Here is a 19,767-nt window from a genome sequence, read left to right as displayed (position 1 = left end):
ATCCGGGGCTTTTTCCATTGGGGCCCAAATTGACCAAAAGCAAAATCAGGACCTTCGCGCGAAGTCCAGACTCAAACCAAATAAATGGAAGACTTTGCGCAAAAAGCAGGGGGGAGGGGGTCCTACTTCGCCGCCCCGTCATGCCGCGAGAGCAACCGCTCCGCCTCCGCCTCACTCACTCGAAAGAAGCTCCCGTGCTTCGCCCCCTGAGGAAAGTCCATCCGGTCGTCCACCGACTCCCAGTGCACCCAGTCCTTCGTCTCCACCCCCTCGTACCGAGCCCGAGGAGCCCGGTAGTGGTCGTAGTACACCACGAACTCATCCCCCACCCGCACCACCGAAGGCCCTTCCGACCAACTCTCCGTGATCGGCCCCGAGAGCGGCACCCACGGCCCCTCTACCGTCGGCCCCGCCGCCCACCGCACCTGGTACCGCAGCGGCTCCTCGGTCTGGTCCTTCACCACCAGCGCCCACTGCTCCCGCCCAGCCACCAGCCCGTGGAACATCGTCGCATCGATCACCACGAACCCCGGATCGAAGAAGACCTCCGGCTTCGAGAATGTCCGGAAGTCCCGAGTCCGCGAAGCCCAGATCCTATTCCCCGCGTCCGAGCCGTTGAAGGAAGAAGACCAGATCAACAACCACTCCTTCGCCTTCGCATCCCAGTACGTCTCCGGAGCCCACACGTTCCGCACCGCCGGGAAGTCTCCCATGATCGGCACCTCCCGCTGCGCCGACCACGTCATCAGGTCCTTCGACTCCGCATACCCGAGCGAGTCCCCCTTCCAGCCCCAGGTCCACACCATCCGGAAGCCGTCGCCCGAAGGGTCACGCGTGATGAAGACGTCCCGCATGATCTCCCCCGGCCGCTCCGGCTTGATCCACGGCTGCCCATCGTTCAACGGCACGAACTTGTACCCATCCCGGCTCAGCGCCAGGTATATCCCACTCGTCCCCGGCTCCTTGAAGTAAGCAAACACGTAAGCATCCGCCGCGAAGCAAGCCGCAGAGCACCCGAGCAGGCACACCAGCACGAGCAACCGCCTCATCGTGCTGCCTCCGCAATATCACTCGAAACCAGCGTCTTCCCTCGCCAGCGCGACGTAGCAACTCTCTTGCCTTCGGTATCGAAGTTCACCCAAGTCCACTCGCAATCAGCCCCATATGTCTTCGTCCAGACCCGAGTCCCGTCCGCACGGAAGTAGTCCTCCTCTCCAACCTTCTTCCCTGCCCGAAACGTCATCGACCACATCACACGCCCACTCCGATAGAAAAACTTTTCAGGCCCATCCAACAGGATCCGCCCATCCGCCCCCCGTCCGGCACTCCACTCCGCCCGCAGCTCCCCTCCCGGATACCGCTCGGTAAACTTCTTCACCTCTGCCGTCGGCCCTGAGACTTCACTGGCATCAGCTCCAGCACTCTTGTCCAGGATCCACGCCTCATTCAACTCAATCTCATAGTTCGGCTTATTCTTCGAAGTGGCTATATGAATCACGCCATCAGCGCTCTGTGTCGATGTCACATAACCAACGGTCAGGATGTTCGCAGGCAGCCTCTTCATCGTCCACGTCGTGCCATCGTCATCACTCAGAGCAACGTAAGCTCCGTCCTTGTGGAGATGTCTCTGATGCGTTGGGTTATAGTCAGCCACGAAGAAGAGTCTCCCGCTCTTCAACCGAATCACGCTAGGCCGCTCACCGCTCATCAACTCATCGAATGGAGTCTTGCTCTTGCTCCAGGTCTTGCCGCCATCGTGGCTGGTAGCAAGTGGCATCTTGCCATCGATCTCAGAATTCTTTCCTCCGAAGCCGAGCAACGTCTTGCCATCTTTCGCCACCACAAGTGTCGTATGTCGTCCTGCAGTTCGTCCGCCTGTGTCATACCAAGTCTTGCCACCGTCGTGTGTTCCCCACACTGCGCTGATGCTGCCATTGCCGTCTCCGTCGCGACCGGTTGAGTCTGTCGGCATCAAGACGGTTCCATCTTTTGTCCGAACAATGCTGTTGATTGGTTGCGAGACATAACGGCCAATTTTCGATGTGAAGCGTGGGAACGAGACCTGTGACCATGCCGCACCATTGTCAGACGAAGTCATGTATGCGAACGGAGGAGCACCAATCAACCGCGGAAACCCCCAGAAGAACCAGACCTTCGCTTGCTGCGATTTGTACCCTGGATCGCTCCAGATCACTGGAGCAGCGTTTGCAGCATCGGCGAAGTATGGCCATGGTTCCGGCATATCCCAGTCTTCACTGCCTGCTCGGCGGCGCATTACCAGCACCGTCTGGTCAGGATCATCTTCCTCGTTGGGAGAGTTGTAGTACGCGGCGAGCATGTCGCCGTTGGGCAGTTGCTGGATAGCGCTGTTGTGATAATTAATTCCAAGCCCACGAGCAAGTCCCAGCTTCCAGCCATTCTGAGGCATCGATTTTCCATCAAGCTCAGGAAATAGTTCGTGCACGTGATACCACGGTTTTGCGGGATCGGGCCCTTCGGTGATGCGGTCCACTGTCTGCTTCACAGCAGTCTCGAAGAAGAGTCGATGCTCAGGAGTTGGCTTTGTAGTAGGCATCGGCGCTTGCACCACACGAAAACCGACATTTCCATCCACTGCTGCATAGGTAGGAGCCATGCTGGCACGATTGGCTGCACGCAAAAAGTATGGGGACTCAGCTGGAACGATTTCGCCCGGTTTTGCATGGCGGAAGTCCAACCCACCGCCACGCACAACTTTCGTGTATCCATTGGTCGGTCCGATGGGATCAACTTGCGCTCCGGCCTCATACGGCCCGTACCAATCGAGCACCCATTCCGGTCTGCCGACGCCCATGTTTTCGACGCCAAACGCGTTAGGCTTATCAATGGCAAGCGGGGGCATATAACCACTATGGCCTGCTCGCGCCACATACTCCCACTCCGCTTCTGTTGGAAGACGATACGGCTTGCCCGTCTTCTTCGTAAGCCACGCGCAATAGGCCATTGCCTGGTCCCAACTGATGCCAGCCGCATAACTATTAAACACAGCAACCACCGGATTGCCGCCAGACCTGCCCTTTGGCTCCATGCCAGGCTTACGTGACGCTGCGCTCAGGCCAGTACGATATGACGGGTCAAATTCACGAAACTCCGCCTCAGTCACCTCACTCACGCCAACAGAAAAATCGTGTGAGATCGTCACCTTGTGACGTGGAACTTCGTCAAAATCACCATGGGCAGGACGTTGCGACATCACGCCCATTCCATCAGTCACAGAGTTCGGCAACGTTTCGGTGTCCGCACCCATCACAAAGCTCCCCGCCTTCACACGGATGACAGGAGGAATATCCTGCGCCACAGCAGTACTCGCTATCAGCGTTGCAGAGATACATACAAGAGCAAATTGCAATTTCATTACTTCAATACTCCGTCGAGTTCACCCAGGGTTTTCCGACGAGCCACCTGCTTGCCGTCCACCAGAAGCTGCATTCCAGCTCCACGACTGTAACGTTTTCCATCTGCGTCCCACAGTATCGTCAGCAAGTGCCCGTGATATGGAAGCCCATCGATAGCGAAGTATCTCCACTGCCCTGGAGGCAGAAGCGGCCGTACTACAACGCGTCCATCTGAACGAGGCTCAAGTCCAATCAAGCCGGTGATCAGTGGGTCAGTAAAGCCTGAGTGGTTGTAATAGTTGCCGCGGCCAACCTGCTTCTGCTTGGCAATCAGCATGTCCTTGGCAATCCACTCATCGGTGTCCGCGTCGAGATCCTCATCAATCCAATCGATGACATTTCCATTGGCGGCGAGCTTCAAGTGCTGCGACAGAACATAGCGCGAGAACAGCCGATAGTAATCGGCCTTCGTCATCACGCTCTGCGGCGCTCCATGCTCAAATGCAGCAAGGGCAAGTAGTGTTTGAGTAGTTGCATACGGCCAACTGGGCCCGTTCCATGTGCATTGATCGGAGCTGGCAAAACGGAAGCGAGGGCTTCTTCGCTCGGCCGTCGTCGGGCCATACCTGCCATCAAAACCATGTGGATCGAACAACTGCTTCCAGGCCACATCGTGCGATGCATCAGGAATCCCGAACATCCAAGGGATATACCCAATTAGTTCACGGACGCCAGAAAGTTGCATCACAGTTCCTGGATCGATGAATTTTTTCTCGTGCCGAATGCTCGAGTCCTTCGCAGGGGACATCACTTCGTAGAACTCATCCTTCGGATTCCAAAGCTGCGACTCGATGAGACTGTGCAGAGTTTGAGCTTTGCGTTCATACTCAGTTCGCACGACAGTGTCTCCTGCCGCGCCTGCCAAGTCTGCTATCGCGCGTGCATCTGCGTACATATAGCTGTTCAACGTTGGCCGGTAGCCGTCGCCACTGATAGATTTTTCCATCGCATCGCGTGTGTCAATCGACCAGAACAAGCCGTTTGCGTCTTGGTGAGTCGCCTCCCATGCGCGATCATTCGCCTCGAGGGCAGGTAGAAGCTGCGCACCCAAGGCTGTGTCGCCGTTGGCTTTGACTAGATCAAGCACTGTCCACGCGAACCAAGTGCTGTATAGTCTCGGTATCGCATTGGGTGACATCCAGTAGCGTGCATCATCCTCGGCAATCGATTTGTCGCGAAGCCAGCGAGATTCCGCGATTTGGAACATGGCTGCATCGGGTAGCGCGCCGAAGTCCTTCACTGCCGGCTTCGGCAACCACTCGGTAATCACATAGCCGTGGTCAGTTTTCACGAGATGCTTCTGCCACGCATACCAGCGGAAGTAGTACATCTCTTCAAATGACTTATCTGAAGAATCAAACCAAGGAATTTCATGCTCCATCCAAGTCCACGAATCCACGCCTTCTTTACCAGTTGCCTCTTTCTCCTGTTCGCGGAACGTTTCAACGTAGTGTCGATAGTCCCTTGGGCGCAGAACCGTCGCGCCGCTTGTCACTTGCCCTGCCTGCCCAAAGGCTGCAACTGCCAGTGTTATAACTGCGGCTCCGCACGCGAGAGTGCCTCGCCACATCGAAATTCTTCGCCTCATTGAGCCCTCAGCTGATGCAAGTCACTATATCTTCTCGTCACCGCTCCATCAACATAATTATGAAAAATAATTACTGATTTTGAAAAACAATGTGTATTTTTGTTCCACAGAGCTAAATGACACGCCATTGCCAGGTCCGACTGCTTATCTATAAGAAAATTCGGAACGAATCGCATCCAACCCATATTAAGGCGACTCATGTCAGGTGAAGTAAATCCCCGCTACGTCTGGTTTATTGCGAGTATCGCCGCCCTGGGCGGTCTCCTCTTCGGCTACGACTGGGTCGTCATTGGAGGGGCCAAACCCTTCTACGAAGCGTTCTTCCATCTGACCACCGCCGCGCAGGAAGGCTGGGCCATGAGCTGCGCTCTCGTCGGCTGCCTCATCGGAGCCATCATCTCCGGCGTTCTCAGCGAAGCGCTCGGACGAAAACGCTCACTGCAAATTGCGGCGGCTGCGTTCGTTGTCTCATCATGCGGAACGGCCTTCGCCAGCAGCTTCACTTCTTTCGTTCTCTGGCGCATCTCTGGAGGCCTTGCCATTGGTCTCGCCTCCAGCCTCTCTCCGATGTATATCTCCGAGATCGCTCCCGCCGCCATACGAGGCAAACTGGTCTGTCTCAACGAACTCACCATCGTCTTAGGTCTGCTGTCCGCACAGATCATGAACTGGCTTATCGCTAAACCAGTCGCAGCCAACGCGACGCCATCCGAGATCCTCGCTTCATGGAATGGTCTGTACGCATGGCGCTGGATGTTCGGTGTCACTGCCGTCCCTGCGGTACTCTTCCTGATTGGCACGTTTGTCGTTCCCGAGAGTCCGCGCTGGCTTGCGCTTCGTGGCCGCACCTCGGAAGCCTCCAGCATCCTCACACGCATCGGAGGCCCGTCTAACGCCGCCTTCATCCTTGACGAAATCGCAGCGACCCCGCGTAGCCAGGGCTTCGTCCACGAGCTTCACACGCTGCTTGAGCCCAAGCTGCGTCGCGTACTCTTCCTCGGCATTGCTCTCGCCGTTCTTCAGCAATGGTGCGGCATCAACGTCATCTTTAACTACGCGCAGGAGATTTTCACAGCGGCTGGCTACACGCTCTCATCCATGCTCTTCAACATCGTCGTCACCGGCATCACAATGGTCATCTTCACTTTCATCGCAATCGCGACAGTCGAAGATAAAGGGCGCCGCGTGCTCATGCTGACGGGCTGTGCTGGACTTCTCATCATCTATACCGTGCTCGGCTATCTCTACAACATTCATAGCCATGGACTTCCAATGCTCGTGCTCGTCATTGCCTCCATCGCCTGCTATGCGATGACGCTTGCACCTATCACTTGGGTTATCCTCGCGGAGATTTTCCCCGGCCATATCCGAGGCACAGCCATGGCTATCGCAACCATGTCGCTCTGGGCAGCATGTTTTGTGCTCACGTACACCTTCCCTGCACTCAACCGCAGCGTCGGCACAGCACATACATTCTGGATATACGCTGTCGTTTGTGCTCTCGGGTTCCTGCTCATCCGCCGCTGGCTACCCGAGACCAAAGGCAAGACGCTCGAGCAGATCGAAGCCTCATGGCGCTAGCTTCACTGCAGCATCAAAACATTCGCGAGCGATACGCGCGAGCACTAGCGACTGCTCCCATCTGTCCGATTCCTCACGGCCATCGAACATTCGCGCGTAAAAAATATCCGAAGCCAACAACTCCGGGACAAAGCAGATAAACTCTGCTGCCTTCGCATCCGCCAGGTAATCCACAAAACAAGCCATCCAGAGCATACGAAAGTGCTCTATGTAGGGCCGTCCTGCCACATAACCATTGCCAACATCTACTTGCATGCATCCCGGATTTCCAATTCGTCCATGGATAAAACGCACCCGTTCCAGTACTGGCCGAATGAACTCCATTTTTTTCTCGAAGCCGCCGTACACCATCTCCTGTCCTGTGTACCAATGCGAAAAATCCCCGTTGAGCCGTAGCTCAGGAAACCTCCGCACAAAGCCAACGGCTCTCCACATGTCCTGAAAGATCGTTGCTCGGTGCGTCTCCACATACAGTGGAATGCTGTATTTCTCCGAAGCCTCTAACACAGCAGTGATTAACCGCTCTGCGGCATCATCGTCTTCAATCCCCCACCCTACATGGAGGGTCAGGCACTCCAAACCTGCATCTGCAGCCTCACGCGCCAGTCGACCTGAATCACCCGGCTCGTTCACTCTCCCACTGCCGCACACACCAAGCCTCAACGCTCGTGCGCCATCCACGAGTTTTCTTGAAAGTGGCTCGATGAACTGCACACCGTCATATCCAGCTTCACAGATTTCGCGTAATGGATCTTCTTGCCTGCCTCCAGAACAGCCCACCGCCGTTCCATCAAGAGCCAACCAGTTCATATAAATGCGTAGTTGCCGCTCAACCTTGCCTCTCATTTCTGCAAAACTTCGGCGCTGTGATCGGTCTTTGTATCTAGCCAACTCACATCTTCTACAGCATCGGAGAAGCGAAGCTTACCAGCTCGCATGATCTCCTCATCCGGAACTTTCACGAGCGGAGTGTAGCGCGGATGGTGCGATTCCTTATATGGATCATTCTTCGCCGAGTTATAGCAGCAGATCATCGACCACCGCGGCTTATCCGAGCGGTTCTGGTCCGAACGATGCAGAAGGTTCGCATGAAAATACAATGCATCCCCGGGTTCCATTTCCACATACACCAATTCCCGTCGCTTCAACACCTCGTTCACACGAGCTTGGTCTGCGCCTGCCTGGTCACCCGTCAACACATGCTCAATGCGTCCCAGATGGTGTGAACCCTTGATCACCTGCAGACAACCGTTATCGCGCGTTGCTTTATCCACCGCGATGAACGCACTAGTCAGCCATGGGAATAGCACGCCATTCTGATACCAGTACCCATAGTCCTGATGCCAGGCCCATGCGCCGCCCACCTTTGCATCCTTCATGATCATCTTCGAATGGTAGTGATACACTTCGCCATCCAGCAGCCTTTCCGCCACTCCCACCACGGACTCGCTCCGCGCCACCATTCCATAGATCGTATCGCCCGGGTGGTTCCACAATGACAGCCTTACCGTCCCACCCTCACCATCTGCCTTACCAAACGAATGCTGGTCCAGTACGCGGTCTTCATGCGCCGTGCGTCCCAGCAGTTCTATCTCTGCAGGACTCAGCATTCCCCGAACAAGCAAATAACCATCTTCGTTGTACTGCCGTACCTGCTCATCGCTGATCTGTGTTCTCGCCATACCAGTAGTCCTCATATCGTTTATGCTTGCAAAGTATAAGCATCTCATTTCAATTTGTCGACGTAATTTTCAAATCAATCGCGAATCAAAGGACTGAAGCTTCATGATCGTAAAATTGCACGGACTTAGTAGGTACGCTCTGTTTGCCAGTGGATTCCTCTTTCTTATAGGAGCAACAATCGCCTGCGTCGCTCAGGGCTGCAACCCGCGCGCGTTTGGCGCAAAAGCGGATGGCGTAGCAAAGGACACATCCGCAATCCAGGCCGCGATCAATGCATGTGCTGCGAGACCTGATGCCCCCGTCCACTTCACAGCCGGGACTTATCTCTCCGCTCCACTGACACTTCCTTCAAACGCCTATCTCATCCTCGACAAGGGTGCGAAGTTGCTCGGCTCTGCCGATATGGCCGACTATCCCATTCGTAAAGATGCCCCCTGGCGACGTGTCTCGCTACTGCACGCTGACCACGCCGCGAACATCCGCATCACCGGTCCAGGCACCATCGACGGCAATGGCCAGATCTGGTGGAACGCGCAACTGCATCGGCAGAAGGATGCACCGGAAAATCCTCGTCCACTGCTAATCGACATCACCAACTCGCATGACATTTTGATCGAGGGCGTGACGATCCAGAACTCGCCACAGTACAACATCACAACATTTCTTTCGAGCGGCTTAACAGTTCGCAATGTGACGATTCGCAATCCGGGACGAGGCGCGCCGAACACTGACGGGATTGATCCATTCTCAACGAGTCATGTTCTGATTGAGCACACCACAATCGACACCGGCGACGACAACGTAGCCATTAAGTCCGGCTTGGTTGAACGTGGTGACCCGGATGTGCCCTCGACCGATATCACCATCCGCGACTGCACGTTTCTGAACGGCCACGGCCTTTCCATTGGTAGCGAAACCGCCGGCGGCGTTCGCAATGTGACGGTAGAGCGCCTCAGTTTCCGCGCGACACGACAAGGCATCCGCATCAAATCGGCACGCGGACGCGGCAACGACCTCGGCAACTTTATCTACCGTGACATCACGATGGATGGTGTCGAAACCCCGATTCAAATAACGGCTTACTACACAGGCCACTCGAACGACGATACGGCACAGCCCATCACCGAACACACACCGCGCTTTCACGATATCGACATTGAAAATTTGACCGCCACTGGAGCTAAGCAAGCCGCGCTCATTATGGGTTTGCCTGAAAGCCCCATTGAGAACCTGACACTCAAGAACGTACACATCACGGCAGCAAAGGGTATGCTCATCCAGCAAGCGCATGTCACCGAGTCAAACGTCACGGTTGCTGCAGCATCAGGCCCGGCGACGCAGTATGGGCCTGGGGTACTGATCAATGGGAAGAAGCCGTAATCAGATCAAGTTCTGAACCTTTCGAGGAAACATCGCGGCTCTACGTCGGAGCCGTCGATACCCTATGCTTGGCTATATGCCCAAGACTGCCGTTCTCCTTATCGACTGCCCGGACCGCAGAGGAATCGTCGCCGCTATAGCCAACTTTCTCGTGCGAGAGTACGACGCCAACATCCTGAATGCAGACCAGCATCAAGATGTCGAGCTGGGTCTGTTTTTTATGCGCGTCGAGTTTTCGACTGAGAATACGGCCTGCAGTGAAGATCAGTTCCGCCAAGTCTTCGCATCACTTGCTGGAGAATTTCGCATGAATTGGCGGCTGATCTTCGCCACTCCACCAGCGAATGTCGCCGTCTTTGTTTCGCATTACCTGCATTGCCTTGCCGATCTACTGGATCGATACCAGATCGGCGAGTTGAACTGCAATCTTTCGCTCATCGTCAGCAATCACGAGGGCGCACGCGCGCTGGCTGGCTTTCATGGTGTGCCATTCCACTACATTCCAGCCACTGCAGGAAACAAAGCAGCTACGGAAAAGCAGCAACTCAACCTGCTCGCGGAACACCAGATCGACCTTGTTGTGCTTGCACGCTATATGCAGGTGCTATCGCCGAGCTTTGTCAGCGTCTATCCGCAGCAGATCATCAACGTACACCACTCGTTTTTGCCTGCGTTCACTGGCGCGAAGCCCTACCATGCTGCTTTTGCACGCGGCGTGAAACTTATCGGAGCAACCAGCCACTACGTCACAGAAGTGCTGGACGAAGGCCCCATCATCGAGCAGGACGTGACACGCATCTCACAGAATGACCAACTACCTGACCTGATTCAAAAGGGGCGCGATCTGGAGCGACTTGTGCTTTCACGGGCGGTGCGCTGGCATCTAGGCCACCGCATTCTTTCTTATGCAAACAAGACCGTCATCTTCGCGTAATGGAAGATGAGCTTGCGCTACCGCAGCCGCAGAGCAAACCCTGCAGCTACGCCGATGATGGTCACAATAGTCATAACAATTTGATGACCTAAGCCACGCTGGGCCACTTCCCATGTGTTGCTCCAGAGAACGGCTACTAGAACCCCAGCCAAAGCTGCGCCAACCAGCAGAGGATGGACGGCGGGCCCCGTCACCCATGCCGACACATACCCTCCAACAAGCGAGCACACGAGCCACATGAACTCTTGCAGAATTCGATATCCAGGATTCAGCAGATGCTCTTGGGCTACAAACGCCGGCGCAGCCTTCGTAATACTGAAGGTCGCCAACATCGACAATCCGACTACAACGCTGTACCCAAGAATTAATGCAATCAGAACAAACGTGCCAGTAATCATCGTTCGCCTCCGCGACGAGAGACAGAACCAAGTCTACATCCCAACATCAGATTCCCATCGGGTAAGGTTTCTCGTGCATCGCTTGGCTGGTTGCACCACCGCGCTCGAACCGCCCCTGCAATAAACTGAGCAGACCCGTGTACCAATACCCGTAGACAAAGAGGACAAGGAATGGCACGGTGAAGTAGTTTTCAGTCGAAACCGCATACCAGACAGTCCATGCAAAGAAGCACCCTATCGCCATCTCGATCCATGGCACAATCCCGAGCCGTTTGCGGTAGACCTTGGCCTTCGACTTCTCTCCTTTTCCCTGCACACGATACTTCGGCGTGCGGGCAAACGCAGTCTGAACGCCGAACAGGGCCTCCATCACCGCCTTGGTATTGGTAATGGTAAGGCCAATGCCGAGCGCCATCAGGCAGGGCACATACAAGAATGTCTTGTACCATGTCTTCGGAAATAGCTCTTTCTGGCTGACCAGATAAAACGTTGAGATCGACATCGTACTTGCCATAAACAAAGGAAAGTCAATCAGCAGCATCTGGACGTAACCCTGCCAGCTTCGGATGATCATCGCCGGCATCAACAGCACGCTCAGCACAATCATCAGCGGATAGCTGATATTCGCCGTCAGGTGATACCAGGCCTCAAGTTTGGTGTGCCAGTGCTCATTGCTACGAAAGACGCGCGGCAGAATCTTTTTCCCAGTCTGGATAAGCCCTTTGGCCCAGCGCGCCTGCTGCGTCTTGAAAGCAGTCATCTCAATAGGCAGTTCCGCCGGGCACTCCACGTCCTGAAGATATTTAAACTTCCAGCCGACCATCTGTGCGCGATAACTCAGGTCAGTATCTTCGGTTAACGTATCGTGCTGCCAGCCACCAGCTTCGCCGATCGTGCATCTCCGCCACATGCCTGCCGTGCCGTTGAAGTTGAAGAAAACGCCAGCACGGCTGCGACCGCCGTGCTCCAGCACAAAATGACCATCGAGAAGGATCGCCTCAACCTGCGTAAGGAAGCTGTAGTCGCGGTTCAGGTGCGTCCAGCGTGTCTGCACCATGCCGATCTCCGGCTCGGCAAAGTGATGGATCACCTGCATGACCCACTGCGATGGTGGCACAAAGTCCGCGTCGAAGATGGCCACAAACTCGCCGCGCGCAACCTTCAGACCTTCGTCCAACGCTCCCGCCTTGTAGCCGTGACGATTGGTGCGGTGGAGATAGAAGATCGGCTGCGGATCCATTCCAGCAAACCCACGCGCATAGCGCTCAACAATCTCTTGAGCTACTTTGGTTGTCTCGTCGGTCGAGTCGTCAAGCACCTGAATCTCGAAGCGGTCACGCGGATAATCGAGCCTGCACACAGCATCAATCAGCCGGTCGATAACGAACTGCTCATTGAAGATGGGCAACTGGATCGTAACGAACGGAAGCTGGCCTTCGACGAACTTCGCAGGAGGCTGGTCCCACTTCGCTGCCTTCTTCTTGTTGCGGTAGTAGAGCCACACCAACTGATAACGGTGAATCCCATAAAAGGCCAGGATCACCATCACAACAAAGTATGGAATCAGCATGCACGTATCGAACGTGTTCCAGCGATAGAGGTGCTCGAACGTTTTGTTCGCGTAGTGCGTCTTCCAATAGTGAGCAAAGCCCTTCGAGACCAGTAACAGGCCGAGGTCCGATATCAGAGAGTTGATGGAAGAGAACAGGTGGCTCGCTCCGAAAATAAATTCAGCGTAATTAAACAAATTCTACGCGAGCCTTAGGAGTGAATTAAAGGTATCTACGTGGCAACTCGTACATCGAATCAGGCATACAGGAGAGTAATCCATGCCACTTGTACGCATCTCGACCAAGCCCCGAACAGCCGAAGAGCGACGCGCCATTGGCGACGCGGTTTACGTTGCCATGCGCGAGACACTCAATGTGCCGGAAAACGACCGTTTTCAAATCATCACGGAGCACTCGGGCGAAGATCTGATCTACGACCCAAGCTATCTTGGCATCGCGCGCACCGCTGGCATTGTGTTCATTCAGGTCTTTCTGCGCCGCGGTCGCAGTGTCGAGATGAAGCAAGCTTTCTACCGTCGCACAGCAGAATTGCTTCATGCAAACGTGGGAATACGGTCTGAAGATGTGCTGATTACGCTCTCCGAGAACGATGCGCCGGACTGGTCGTTCGGCAATGGCATTGCTCAATACGTTTAGCTCTAATTCAGAAACACTGTACGGTAGGCAAGATCACGTTCAACTGGTCTGAATCCTGCGTCGCGGACAACCTGTCGCAACTGCTCAGCGGTTGCGGCAGATCCGCCGATGGGTAGGCTGCCGGCGTCGTTGCCTCCGAAACGCAAACACGTCTCGAAGACCTTCAAACCTTGCGCGCCGAAATCGATCTCGATGTTGGCGATGTTGTCCAGCACCATGCGAGAGATGGCAAGCATCTTTAGGTACTCGACAGCCGTGGGCTCTTCAATAACGCGAGGCCCTGCGGCTCGCGGCACAAACGCGCGCAGAGAAAATGCTGTGAATCCTCCCGTCTGCACCTGCAGGCCGCGAAGAGCTTCCAGATAACTCACTCGCTGCTCAAGGGTCTCCCCTTGTCCGAAGACCATACATGCTGTCGTCGGCAGGCCCAGTCTGTGTGCAGTGCGATGGACATCGAACCAGCCGTTTGATCCCGTCTCTCCCAACACTCCTGCCGTGGCGTCGTCGAGAGATACAACGTCGCCGGGAATGGAGTCGAGACCGGCATCACGCAGTCGCGCAATGGTGTCATACAAGGTCAGTCCGGAACGCTGCGCGAGCGACTGGATCTCGCCAGCGCTGAAGCAGTGCAACCAGAGGCTGGGGAAATGGCTTTTGATCGCGCGGAGCAGGAGTTCCATCTGTTCTATGGTCTCTGTACGCTCGCTACAGAGTGTTATGCTGCTTGCGCCCATCGAGGCGGCTTTTCCGATCTCAGCGAGGATGGCAGATTCTCCGCTGGTCCGCGGGTCAATCCGTCCGCAGACGGTGTAGCTCACTACGCCTTCAGGATGCAGTCTGCGGCGCACAGCGTCGGCTTCCATGCCCAGTCCGATCAGATCATCGCTCTTGAAGCAGTCCAGTGTCTCTTCACAACTGATTCCCATAGTTTGATTTTACTTGCCGGGCAGGATGAGCCAGATCATCAAGCCGACGAGGATGACGAGCAGAGCGAAGGCGGCTTTCAGCCAGCGTCCGAGGATGACTACCTGGTGTTCGAGGGTCTGGGTCTTCGCGGCTTGAGCTTCAGTAGCTTCGCGGGTCTGTTTCACCTCTTCGGCAACAGCGGAGATCTGTGCGCTTTGGTCCTGGAGCTGGCGGTAGAGTCCGGCGTGGGCCTTCGCTACCTGACCGAGATCGCCGCGGACGCCTTCAGCCATAGCGGCGAAGGCGGCTTCGTTGGCCCGTTCCGCAGCGGCCTTCTGGTTGAGGAACTTGTCGGCCATCGGAACCAGACGGGCGATGTGCGGGAGCAGTTCAAAGAGTTGCGCGAGTACCTTGGGCCACATGGCTGCGTCTCCGGTGGGCTCTGGTTAGTTCAGGACGCGGCGGTTTCGCTGCCAGCGGAGGACGAGTGCCACGATGCTGAGGAGGAGGATCGCGGTCATGATGCACTGCGACCAGAGGCAGTAGATGCACCACTTCTCCATGACGTAAGCCTCAAGGTAGCTGAGGAAGGCGGCGCAGAGGAAGCCGATCTGGGAAAGTTCAAAGACCAGCCACCAGCGTCCGGCGAGGGCAAGGAGGGCGATCAGTGCGTAGCCGATGATGCCTATCGTCGCGACCGGGATGTGGTGCTTGCCGGGAGCCTCATCGAAGGTCTTCGCCGGGAAGACGGAGAAGCGGCTGTGGTTGACGGCTCCGCAGTCGAATTTCTCGGTTACGGCGCAGGGCGGCTGCTGGGAGGGGTCCATGTAATGGATGCGGAGGGCAGTGATGGAGACGTAAAGGCCTGCGAGCGCGAGAAGAGCGACCAGATACTTCATGGTTCGATTCTACGTTGCCGCGAAGGTGCTGGTGTGGAAGGTTTTGGTTCGGCACGTGCTCTTATATCCGAGCAGATATCGAGAATGCGCTTTTCGCCTTCAATTGCACATTCCAACAGAGTCTATATGCAGAGTTTTGCATATTTGCAGAAAGAAGCTTCTCTCGCCATCCATTGTTGCTGGTGGAGATAGAAGATGCTTTCAAAACCGCTGTCACCTACTTAAGGAGAGAAGTATGAAATTTTTGCAATATTCAGCAGTGCTCGCCGCATTGGTTCTCGTCCCCCTGGCCGCCAAGGCTGATGATGTCTTTACCGGCACTGGCGGTGGGAATACCTTCACGTTCACTCTGCCGGCTTCGCCGACCAATGGTGTCACCGATCCAAACTATGGATACAACGCGTTCTACATCAACAATGTTGCGGTTGATTTCAACGGAACAACGAGGGATTTGACGGTTGAGTTCTTCGAGCCTGGAAACGACGGTGGACTGAATCTCGACAACAATGACTCGACAAACCTGTTCGACAGTATTGAGCTGTATGGCCCGCAGTTGTTCACGGGATCTGCCTCCGATCCGACGTTCAAGCTGGGCACGTTCAGCCTGTACGATCCTTATACCGGGTATGATTCTTACTCGCTGACGATCGCTCCTTCGGCGGTTCCTGAGCCTTCGAGCCTGGTGCTGCTGGGCTCTGGGCTGCTGGGTGTCTGCGGCCTGGTGAAGCGCAAGATCGTGAAGGCGTAAGCTGCCTGAACGCTGGGAAGCCCTCCTTTTGGGAGGGCTTCTTCTTTTTCGGGTACCCCCTACCCGTACTTAAGTACTAAAGTATTCGATTCATGGGTTTTATGGAGGGGGTACTTCTACGAAGTACCCCCTGGCTGGATTGTTTGGAATTCTCACCCTTATTTAAGTTTAGCAGGTTGGGGAAACTATCCCGCCAATGCTATGTGTTTGCTATCGAATGGCTTATGGGTTCTTTGGGCTTGACAGGCGATTTTGCTGGGGAATTTGGGGTGTGTGGCTGAAAAGTTTGGAGGGTATGGGTGGATTTGGCTGTGTCGGGGTCCTTCGACTGCGCTCCCTGCGGTCGCTTCGCTCAGGATGACGGCTGTTTGGGGAGTGGTGTGGAGCGCTGGTAAACAGAGCGGCCCATGTTTCGTTGCCGAGACATGGGCCGTTTGTTTGAGGCGGATGCGTTTGTGGTTTAGAAACGGATGCCGAAGGTGACCGGGATGTAGGTGGTGCGGGCGCTGGCCTGTGGGAAGGCGTTGAAGTAGTTCGTCGTTCCGCTGACGTCGTAGGGCTTGGGCTGGTTGTCGGTCCAGACATAGCGCGCTTCAGCGTAGAGACGCTGGTTGGCCCAGCGGGAGATCTTGTAGGTGAAGCCGAAGCCGGCGTTCACACCGAAGGCGTTGCTGGTGTACCAGTCGACGGGCTGGTTGGCTTGGTATTGATAGCAACCGTAGTAAGGATCGCAATACTCGCCGATTGCCGGAGTCGTGAACTGGGTGTACTTGTGATAGAAGCCGATGCCGCCGATGACGTAGGCTCCCAGCGTGTCGGAGGTGTAGTAGTTGACGATGGGGTCGAGCGAGAAGGACCAGTCGTGGACACTGCCGTTGAGCTGGTCTATGCACTGAGAGCCGCACAGGCTGTTATACAACGCGAGTTGGTTGTTGAGCGTGTTCTGCTGCATACCGAACTTGTCGTAGTCGAACTGGAGCATGACGCCGAGGGTCTGGTTGAAGTTGCGGCCTGCGCCGACCTGGAGCTTCCAGCCAGGAGTGGCGTAGTTGTGCGTGCCACCAGTAGGGAGGGTGAATCCGCCGCCCACTGCGAAGGTGTACTTGGCCGAGCCGTCGGGGTTGGTGTGGCTGTCGGAGTAGTTGGGACGGCCATAGCGGCGGCGTGGCGGCGGCTGCATGGCCCCTTCACCGAAGCTGAAGCCTTCGGCCTTTGCGGTCTCAACGGCACCGGTGGAACTGGTGTAGTTCACGTCGTCGGTACTGGAGGAAGAGAGATCGAGTGGAGCAATCAAGGTGGTTTTGAGGCTGATGGGCGCCAGAGGCTGCGCCGTGCTGGCCGGCTGCTGGGCTTGAACTGCGGCAGGCGCGGCAAAGAAGGCGATGGCTGCCGTGCCGGCGAGAATGCTGGCCAGGCGATTCAGTGGGGTCGAGATGTGCATCTTGAGATAGCTCCCTTTTATAGTTACTGGTTGCTGAGTCCGTTGTGGGTCTTAACCCAGCTTGTATGTTCTTGTTGTGTAGGACGCTTAAAAAGTGGTTTTGGATGACTTAAACCATGATAGATGTCTTTGGCCTGTGGGGGGTTATGGGTCCTTGCGGCTGGGCTAAAGCCCCCTTCTATTTTGTGGGCTCTGTTCACCGGACTACTCCGCTCCGTCCGAAATGACGTGCTGGAGTGGGTGAGATGTCGGAGGTTGTGGCTGAAAGGGTTGGAGGGTATGGGTGGGATTGGCGGCGTCGGGGCCCTTCGACTCCGCTCCCTGCGGTCGCTTCGCTCAGGATGACGGGTGGTTTGGGTAAATGCAAAAAAGCAGGTCCTCCCGCTACGCGGAAGGATGACAACTGAACGTTGGCTGGGCGAGCGCGTACTTTCCCACCCGTCGCATGAAACCGCGATGGATGGGGCACCCGAGCGTTGGTGGCGGAAGGATGACAACTGCGAAGGGTATGAGTCTATCTCGCCGGCTTCGGGGTTCGGGGGAGTTTGCTTTCGGTGGGTTTGCGGGCTTTGGGGAGTGGGCCGTTGAGCAGGGCTGACCAGCGGAGGCGTGGCAGTGGGGTGCGCGCCTGCGCTTTGCGGATGCATAAGCGGGCGACGGCATCGACGACCCAGTCGAAGTTGGCCTGGCCGATGGTGTGGAGGTCGGCGTCGGGGGCTGGGTTGAAGTAATCGATGGCGTAGGGCACGCCTTTTTCGACGGCGAACTCGACGGTGTTGAAGTCGTATCCGAGCGCGCGGCAGAGAGCGAGGGCGTGTTTGCGGATTTTGCGGATGAGGATTTTGTCGCGCAGCGGTTTGTCGAAGATGTAGCGCTGCTCGTGTGGGCGGCGCGGGTCGTAGGACATGATGAGGACTTCGGACTGACCGACGACGAAGCAACGGAAGTACTGGTCGTAGGGGACCTCGGCCTGGAGCACCATGGAGAGATCGCGCGTCTGGTCGTAGGCGGTGAAGAACTCTTCGCGGTTGCGGACGTGATGAACGTCGCGCCAGCCGCCGCCGTTGTGGGGCTTGAGGAAGGCCGGGAAACGGACGTAGTCGAAGATGCTGTCCCAGTCGAGGGGGTATTCGAGGTTGCGGAGGGAGCGCGGGGTGATGTGCTGGGGAAGCTGCTTGTGCGGCAGCAGCACGGTGCGCGGGACGGGTACGCCGAGACGCGCGGCGAGGGCGTAGTTGAGGAACTTGTCGTCGGCCGACCACCAGAAGGGATTGTTGATGATGTGTGTGCCGGTGAGGAGCGCGTTTTTGAGATAGGAGCGGTAGAAGGGCAGGTCGTGCGAGACGCGATCGACGATGACGGCGTAGCCGGAGGGTGCGGCCATCGGGACTCCGCCGACGTGGACGAACTCGGCGCGGATGTTGTCGAGGTCGAGCGAGTTGATGCGGTCGACCAGGGCGCTGGGGAAGGTGTTCTCCGGGCCGAAGAGCACGCCGATCTTCTTCAATGTCTTCTCTCCTCTGCTTGTATTGTCGTGCATTCGGCGGGTGATGCTGAGTGGTGCGCCGGAATTTCATGTTGCCAACTGTAGAATCTCGGCGACACGGGCAAAATACAGGGGTTCTTCGCTGCGCTCAGAATGACAAACATTACCGAGCGTTACAAATTGCGTTAAACAACCTTACAGATAGGTTGCGGCCATCTGGCGCCACCAGGGCCAGTCGTGACCGGCTCCGTCTCCCCAGACGTCGAGGCGGACGGGGATGCCTTTTTCCTGGAGGATGCGGGCGAGCTTTTCGTTCTGGTTCCAGCACATGTCGTGCTCGCCGGTGGCGAGGATGTAGTCGTTGCGGCGAAGGTGGTCGAGGAACCATGGGTCGTTGAGGTTGGGAAGGTAGTGCATGGGGATGTTCAGGTAGGTGTCGCGGTCGTGGTAGCCGTTGAGGAAGTGCGAGGGGTCGAATGCGCCGCCGATGGAGACGGCTTTGGTGAAGAGCGCGGGGTGGCGCAGGGCGAGGTTGACGGCGTGGTAGCCGCCGAAGCTGCATCCGGCGGCTGCGAGGGTGGGGGCGGGGTTCTGGCTGCGGATGAAGGACACGAGCTCTTCGAGCAGGTAGGCTTCGTACTGGAGGTGGCGGACGATACGCCAGCGCGGGGCGACACGGCGGTTGTACCAGCTCTCGGAGTCGATGGAATCGACGCAGAAGAGCTGGAGCTGGCCTGAGTCGATTTTGTGGGCGACGGCGGCGACTCCGCCGTGGTCTTCGAACTCGTAGAAGCGTCCGCAGGAGGTGGGGAAGACGAGCGCGGGGGGGCCGGCGTGGCCGAAGACGAGCAGCTCCATCGGGCGGGAGAGGGTGGGGGAATGCCACTTGTGGTATTGGCGGTTCATACGCGTGGCTGGTCTCCGGACCGGGATTTACGGGGCTGCCGCCCGGGCAATTTTTACCATAAAGGATTGCGAAAAGCTGTGATTTCCGCGATACTTAGGTGTTGGGTTGTGTTTCCCTGTCCGCCGGTTCCGCGCGTGATGGCACCCAAACTATAAGCTTCTGAAAGGCATTTCCT

General features: G+C 56.4%; 18 protein-coding genes. 5 read left to right on the top strand and 13 right to left on the bottom strand.

Annotated elements, in window-relative coordinates; translation table 11 throughout:
• Window positions 1-122: 122 nt before the first annotated feature.
• Genes IEX36_RS00835 through IEX36_RS00825 form a run of 3 tightly spaced genes read right to left on the bottom strand, consistent with a single transcriptional unit; the run spans window position 123 to window position 5,004 of the window.
• Window positions 123-1,049: a glycoside hydrolase family 43 protein gene (locus IEX36_RS00835; RefSeq protein ID WP_188757490.1), complete on the bottom strand. Its 927-nt coding sequence runs from the start codon at window positions 1,047-1,049 to the stop codon at window positions 123-125.
• A complete protein-coding gene (locus IEX36_RS00830) occupies window positions 1,046-3,394 on the bottom strand; it encodes an SUMF1/EgtB/PvdO family nonheme iron enzyme (RefSeq protein ID WP_188757489.1) in 2,349 nt (782 codons plus the stop codon). The genes IEX36_RS00835 and IEX36_RS00830 overlap by 4 nt, the downstream gene beginning before the upstream one ends.
• The gene (locus IEX36_RS00825; protein WP_188757488.1) at window positions 3,394-5,004 is read right to left on the bottom strand and encodes an MGH1-like glycoside hydrolase domain-containing protein; all 1,611 of its coding nucleotides are present in this window, start codon (window positions 5,002-5,004) and stop codon (window positions 3,394-3,396) included. Before IEX36_RS00825 ends, IEX36_RS00830 begins: the two co-directional genes overlap by 1 nt.
• A 144-nt stretch (window positions 5,005-5,148) precedes the next feature.
• Between IEX36_RS00825 and IEX36_RS00820 the strand changes: the two genes are divergently transcribed.
• Window positions 5,149-6,603, top strand: a complete 1,455-nt coding sequence (locus IEX36_RS00820; protein WP_308422309.1) for a sugar porter family MFS transporter — start codon at window positions 5,149-5,151, stop codon at window positions 6,601-6,603.
• Here the strand turns inward: IEX36_RS00820 and IEX36_RS00815 are convergent.
• Together IEX36_RS00815 and IEX36_RS00810 are read right to left on the bottom strand one after the other, a co-directional pair.
• Window positions 6,592-7,449, bottom strand: a complete 858-nt coding sequence (locus IEX36_RS00815; RefSeq protein ID WP_188757486.1) for a sugar phosphate isomerase/epimerase family protein — start codon at window positions 7,447-7,449, stop codon at window positions 6,592-6,594. The genes IEX36_RS00820 and IEX36_RS00815 overlap by 12 nt on opposite strands.
• On the bottom strand, window positions 7,446-8,285 hold the full coding sequence (locus tag IEX36_RS00810) for a phytanoyl-CoA dioxygenase family protein (protein WP_188757485.1): 840 nt from the start codon (window positions 8,283-8,285) through the stop codon (window positions 7,446-7,448). Before IEX36_RS00810 ends, IEX36_RS00815 begins: the two co-directional genes overlap by 4 nt.
• Before the next feature lie 103 nt (window positions 8,286-8,388).
• On the opposite strand from IEX36_RS00810, the gene IEX36_RS00805 reads away from it, so the two are divergent.
• Complete coding sequence (locus tag IEX36_RS00805; RefSeq protein WP_188757484.1) at window positions 8,389-9,666, top strand: glycoside hydrolase family 28 protein; 1,278 nt, start codon at window positions 8,389-8,391, stop codon at window positions 9,664-9,666.
• Window positions 9,667-9,730: 64 nt separating this feature from the next.
• Window positions 9,731-10,600 (top strand): formyltetrahydrofolate deformylase, encoded by an 870-nt coding sequence (gene purU, locus IEX36_RS00800; RefSeq protein WP_229668586.1) that lies wholly within the window; start codon window positions 9,731-9,733, stop codon window positions 10,598-10,600.
• 17 nt (window positions 10,601-10,617) lie between these two features.
• Here the strand turns inward: purU and IEX36_RS00795 are convergent, their stop codons facing one another.
• Both IEX36_RS00795 and IEX36_RS00790 read right to left on the bottom strand, forming a co-directional pair.
• Entirely contained in the window at window positions 10,618-10,998 is a 381-nt protein-coding gene (locus tag IEX36_RS00795; protein ID WP_188757482.1) for a hypothetical protein, read from the bottom strand.
• 46 nt (window positions 10,999-11,044) lie between these two features.
• On the bottom strand, window positions 11,045-12,682 hold the full coding sequence (locus IEX36_RS00790) for a cellulose synthase family protein (RefSeq protein WP_188759710.1): 1,638 nt from the start codon (window positions 12,680-12,682) through the stop codon (window positions 11,045-11,047).
• A gap of 145 nt (window positions 12,683-12,827) precedes the next feature.
• Here IEX36_RS00790 and IEX36_RS00785 point away from each other — a divergent pair, with 145 nt between their 5' ends.
• Window positions 12,828-13,205 (top strand): tautomerase family protein, encoded by a 378-nt coding sequence (locus IEX36_RS00785; RefSeq protein WP_188757481.1) that lies wholly within the window; start codon window positions 12,828-12,830, stop codon window positions 13,203-13,205.
• A 2-nt stretch (window positions 13,206-13,207) separates the two neighbouring features.
• On the opposite strand, the gene IEX36_RS00780 is transcribed toward IEX36_RS00785, so the two are convergent.
• From IEX36_RS00780 to IEX36_RS00770, 3 genes are read right to left on the bottom strand one after another with little or no spacing between them, the layout of a single operon-like run.
• The gene (locus tag IEX36_RS00780; protein ID WP_188757480.1) at window positions 13,208-14,131 is read right to left on the bottom strand and encodes a radical SAM protein; all 924 of its coding nucleotides are present in this window, start codon (window positions 14,129-14,131) and stop codon (window positions 13,208-13,210) included.
• A gap of 9 nt (window positions 14,132-14,140) precedes the next feature.
• Complete coding sequence (locus tag IEX36_RS00775; RefSeq protein ID WP_188757479.1) at window positions 14,141-14,533, bottom strand: 6TM ABC transporter family protein; 393 nt, start codon at window positions 14,531-14,533, stop codon at window positions 14,141-14,143.
• Window positions 14,534-14,557: 24 nt separating this feature from the next.
• Window positions 14,558-15,010: a vitamin K epoxide reductase family protein gene (locus IEX36_RS00770; RefSeq protein WP_188757478.1), complete on the bottom strand. Its 453-nt coding sequence runs from the start codon at window positions 15,008-15,010 to the stop codon at window positions 14,558-14,560.
• A 235-nt stretch (window positions 15,011-15,245) separates the two neighbouring features.
• Between IEX36_RS00770 and IEX36_RS00765 the strand changes: the two genes are divergently transcribed.
• A complete protein-coding gene (locus IEX36_RS00765) occupies window positions 15,246-15,758 on the top strand; it encodes a PEP-CTERM sorting domain-containing protein (RefSeq protein ID WP_188757477.1) in 513 nt (170 codons plus the stop codon).
• A gap of 460 nt (window positions 15,759-16,218) precedes the next feature.
• On the opposite strand, the gene IEX36_RS00760 is transcribed toward IEX36_RS00765, so the two are convergent.
• The 3 genes from IEX36_RS00760 to IEX36_RS00750 form a co-directional block, all read right to left on the bottom strand.
• Complete coding sequence (locus IEX36_RS00760; RefSeq protein ID WP_188757476.1) at window positions 16,219-17,199, bottom strand: outer membrane beta-barrel protein; 981 nt, start codon at window positions 17,197-17,199, stop codon at window positions 16,219-16,221.
• A gap of 514 nt (window positions 17,200-17,713) precedes the next feature.
• Window positions 17,714-18,706, bottom strand: coding sequence for an ATP-grasp domain-containing protein (locus tag IEX36_RS00755; RefSeq protein ID WP_188757475.1), 993 nt, complete (start codon window positions 18,704-18,706; stop codon window positions 17,714-17,716).
• Between the two features lie 174 nt (window positions 18,707-18,880).
• Complete coding sequence (locus IEX36_RS00750) at window positions 18,881-19,591, bottom strand: esterase family protein (RefSeq protein ID WP_188757474.1); 711 nt, start codon at window positions 19,589-19,591, stop codon at window positions 18,881-18,883.
• Window positions 19,592-19,767: the final 176 nt, after the last annotated feature.

Source organism: Edaphobacter acidisoli, assembly GCF_014642855.1.
Taxonomy (GTDB): domain Bacteria; phylum Acidobacteriota; class Terriglobia; order Terriglobales; family Acidobacteriaceae; genus Edaphobacter; species Edaphobacter acidisoli.
The sequence above is the reverse complement of the archived record's forward strand: the minus strand, read 5'-3'. Positions and strand labels throughout refer to the sequence as shown.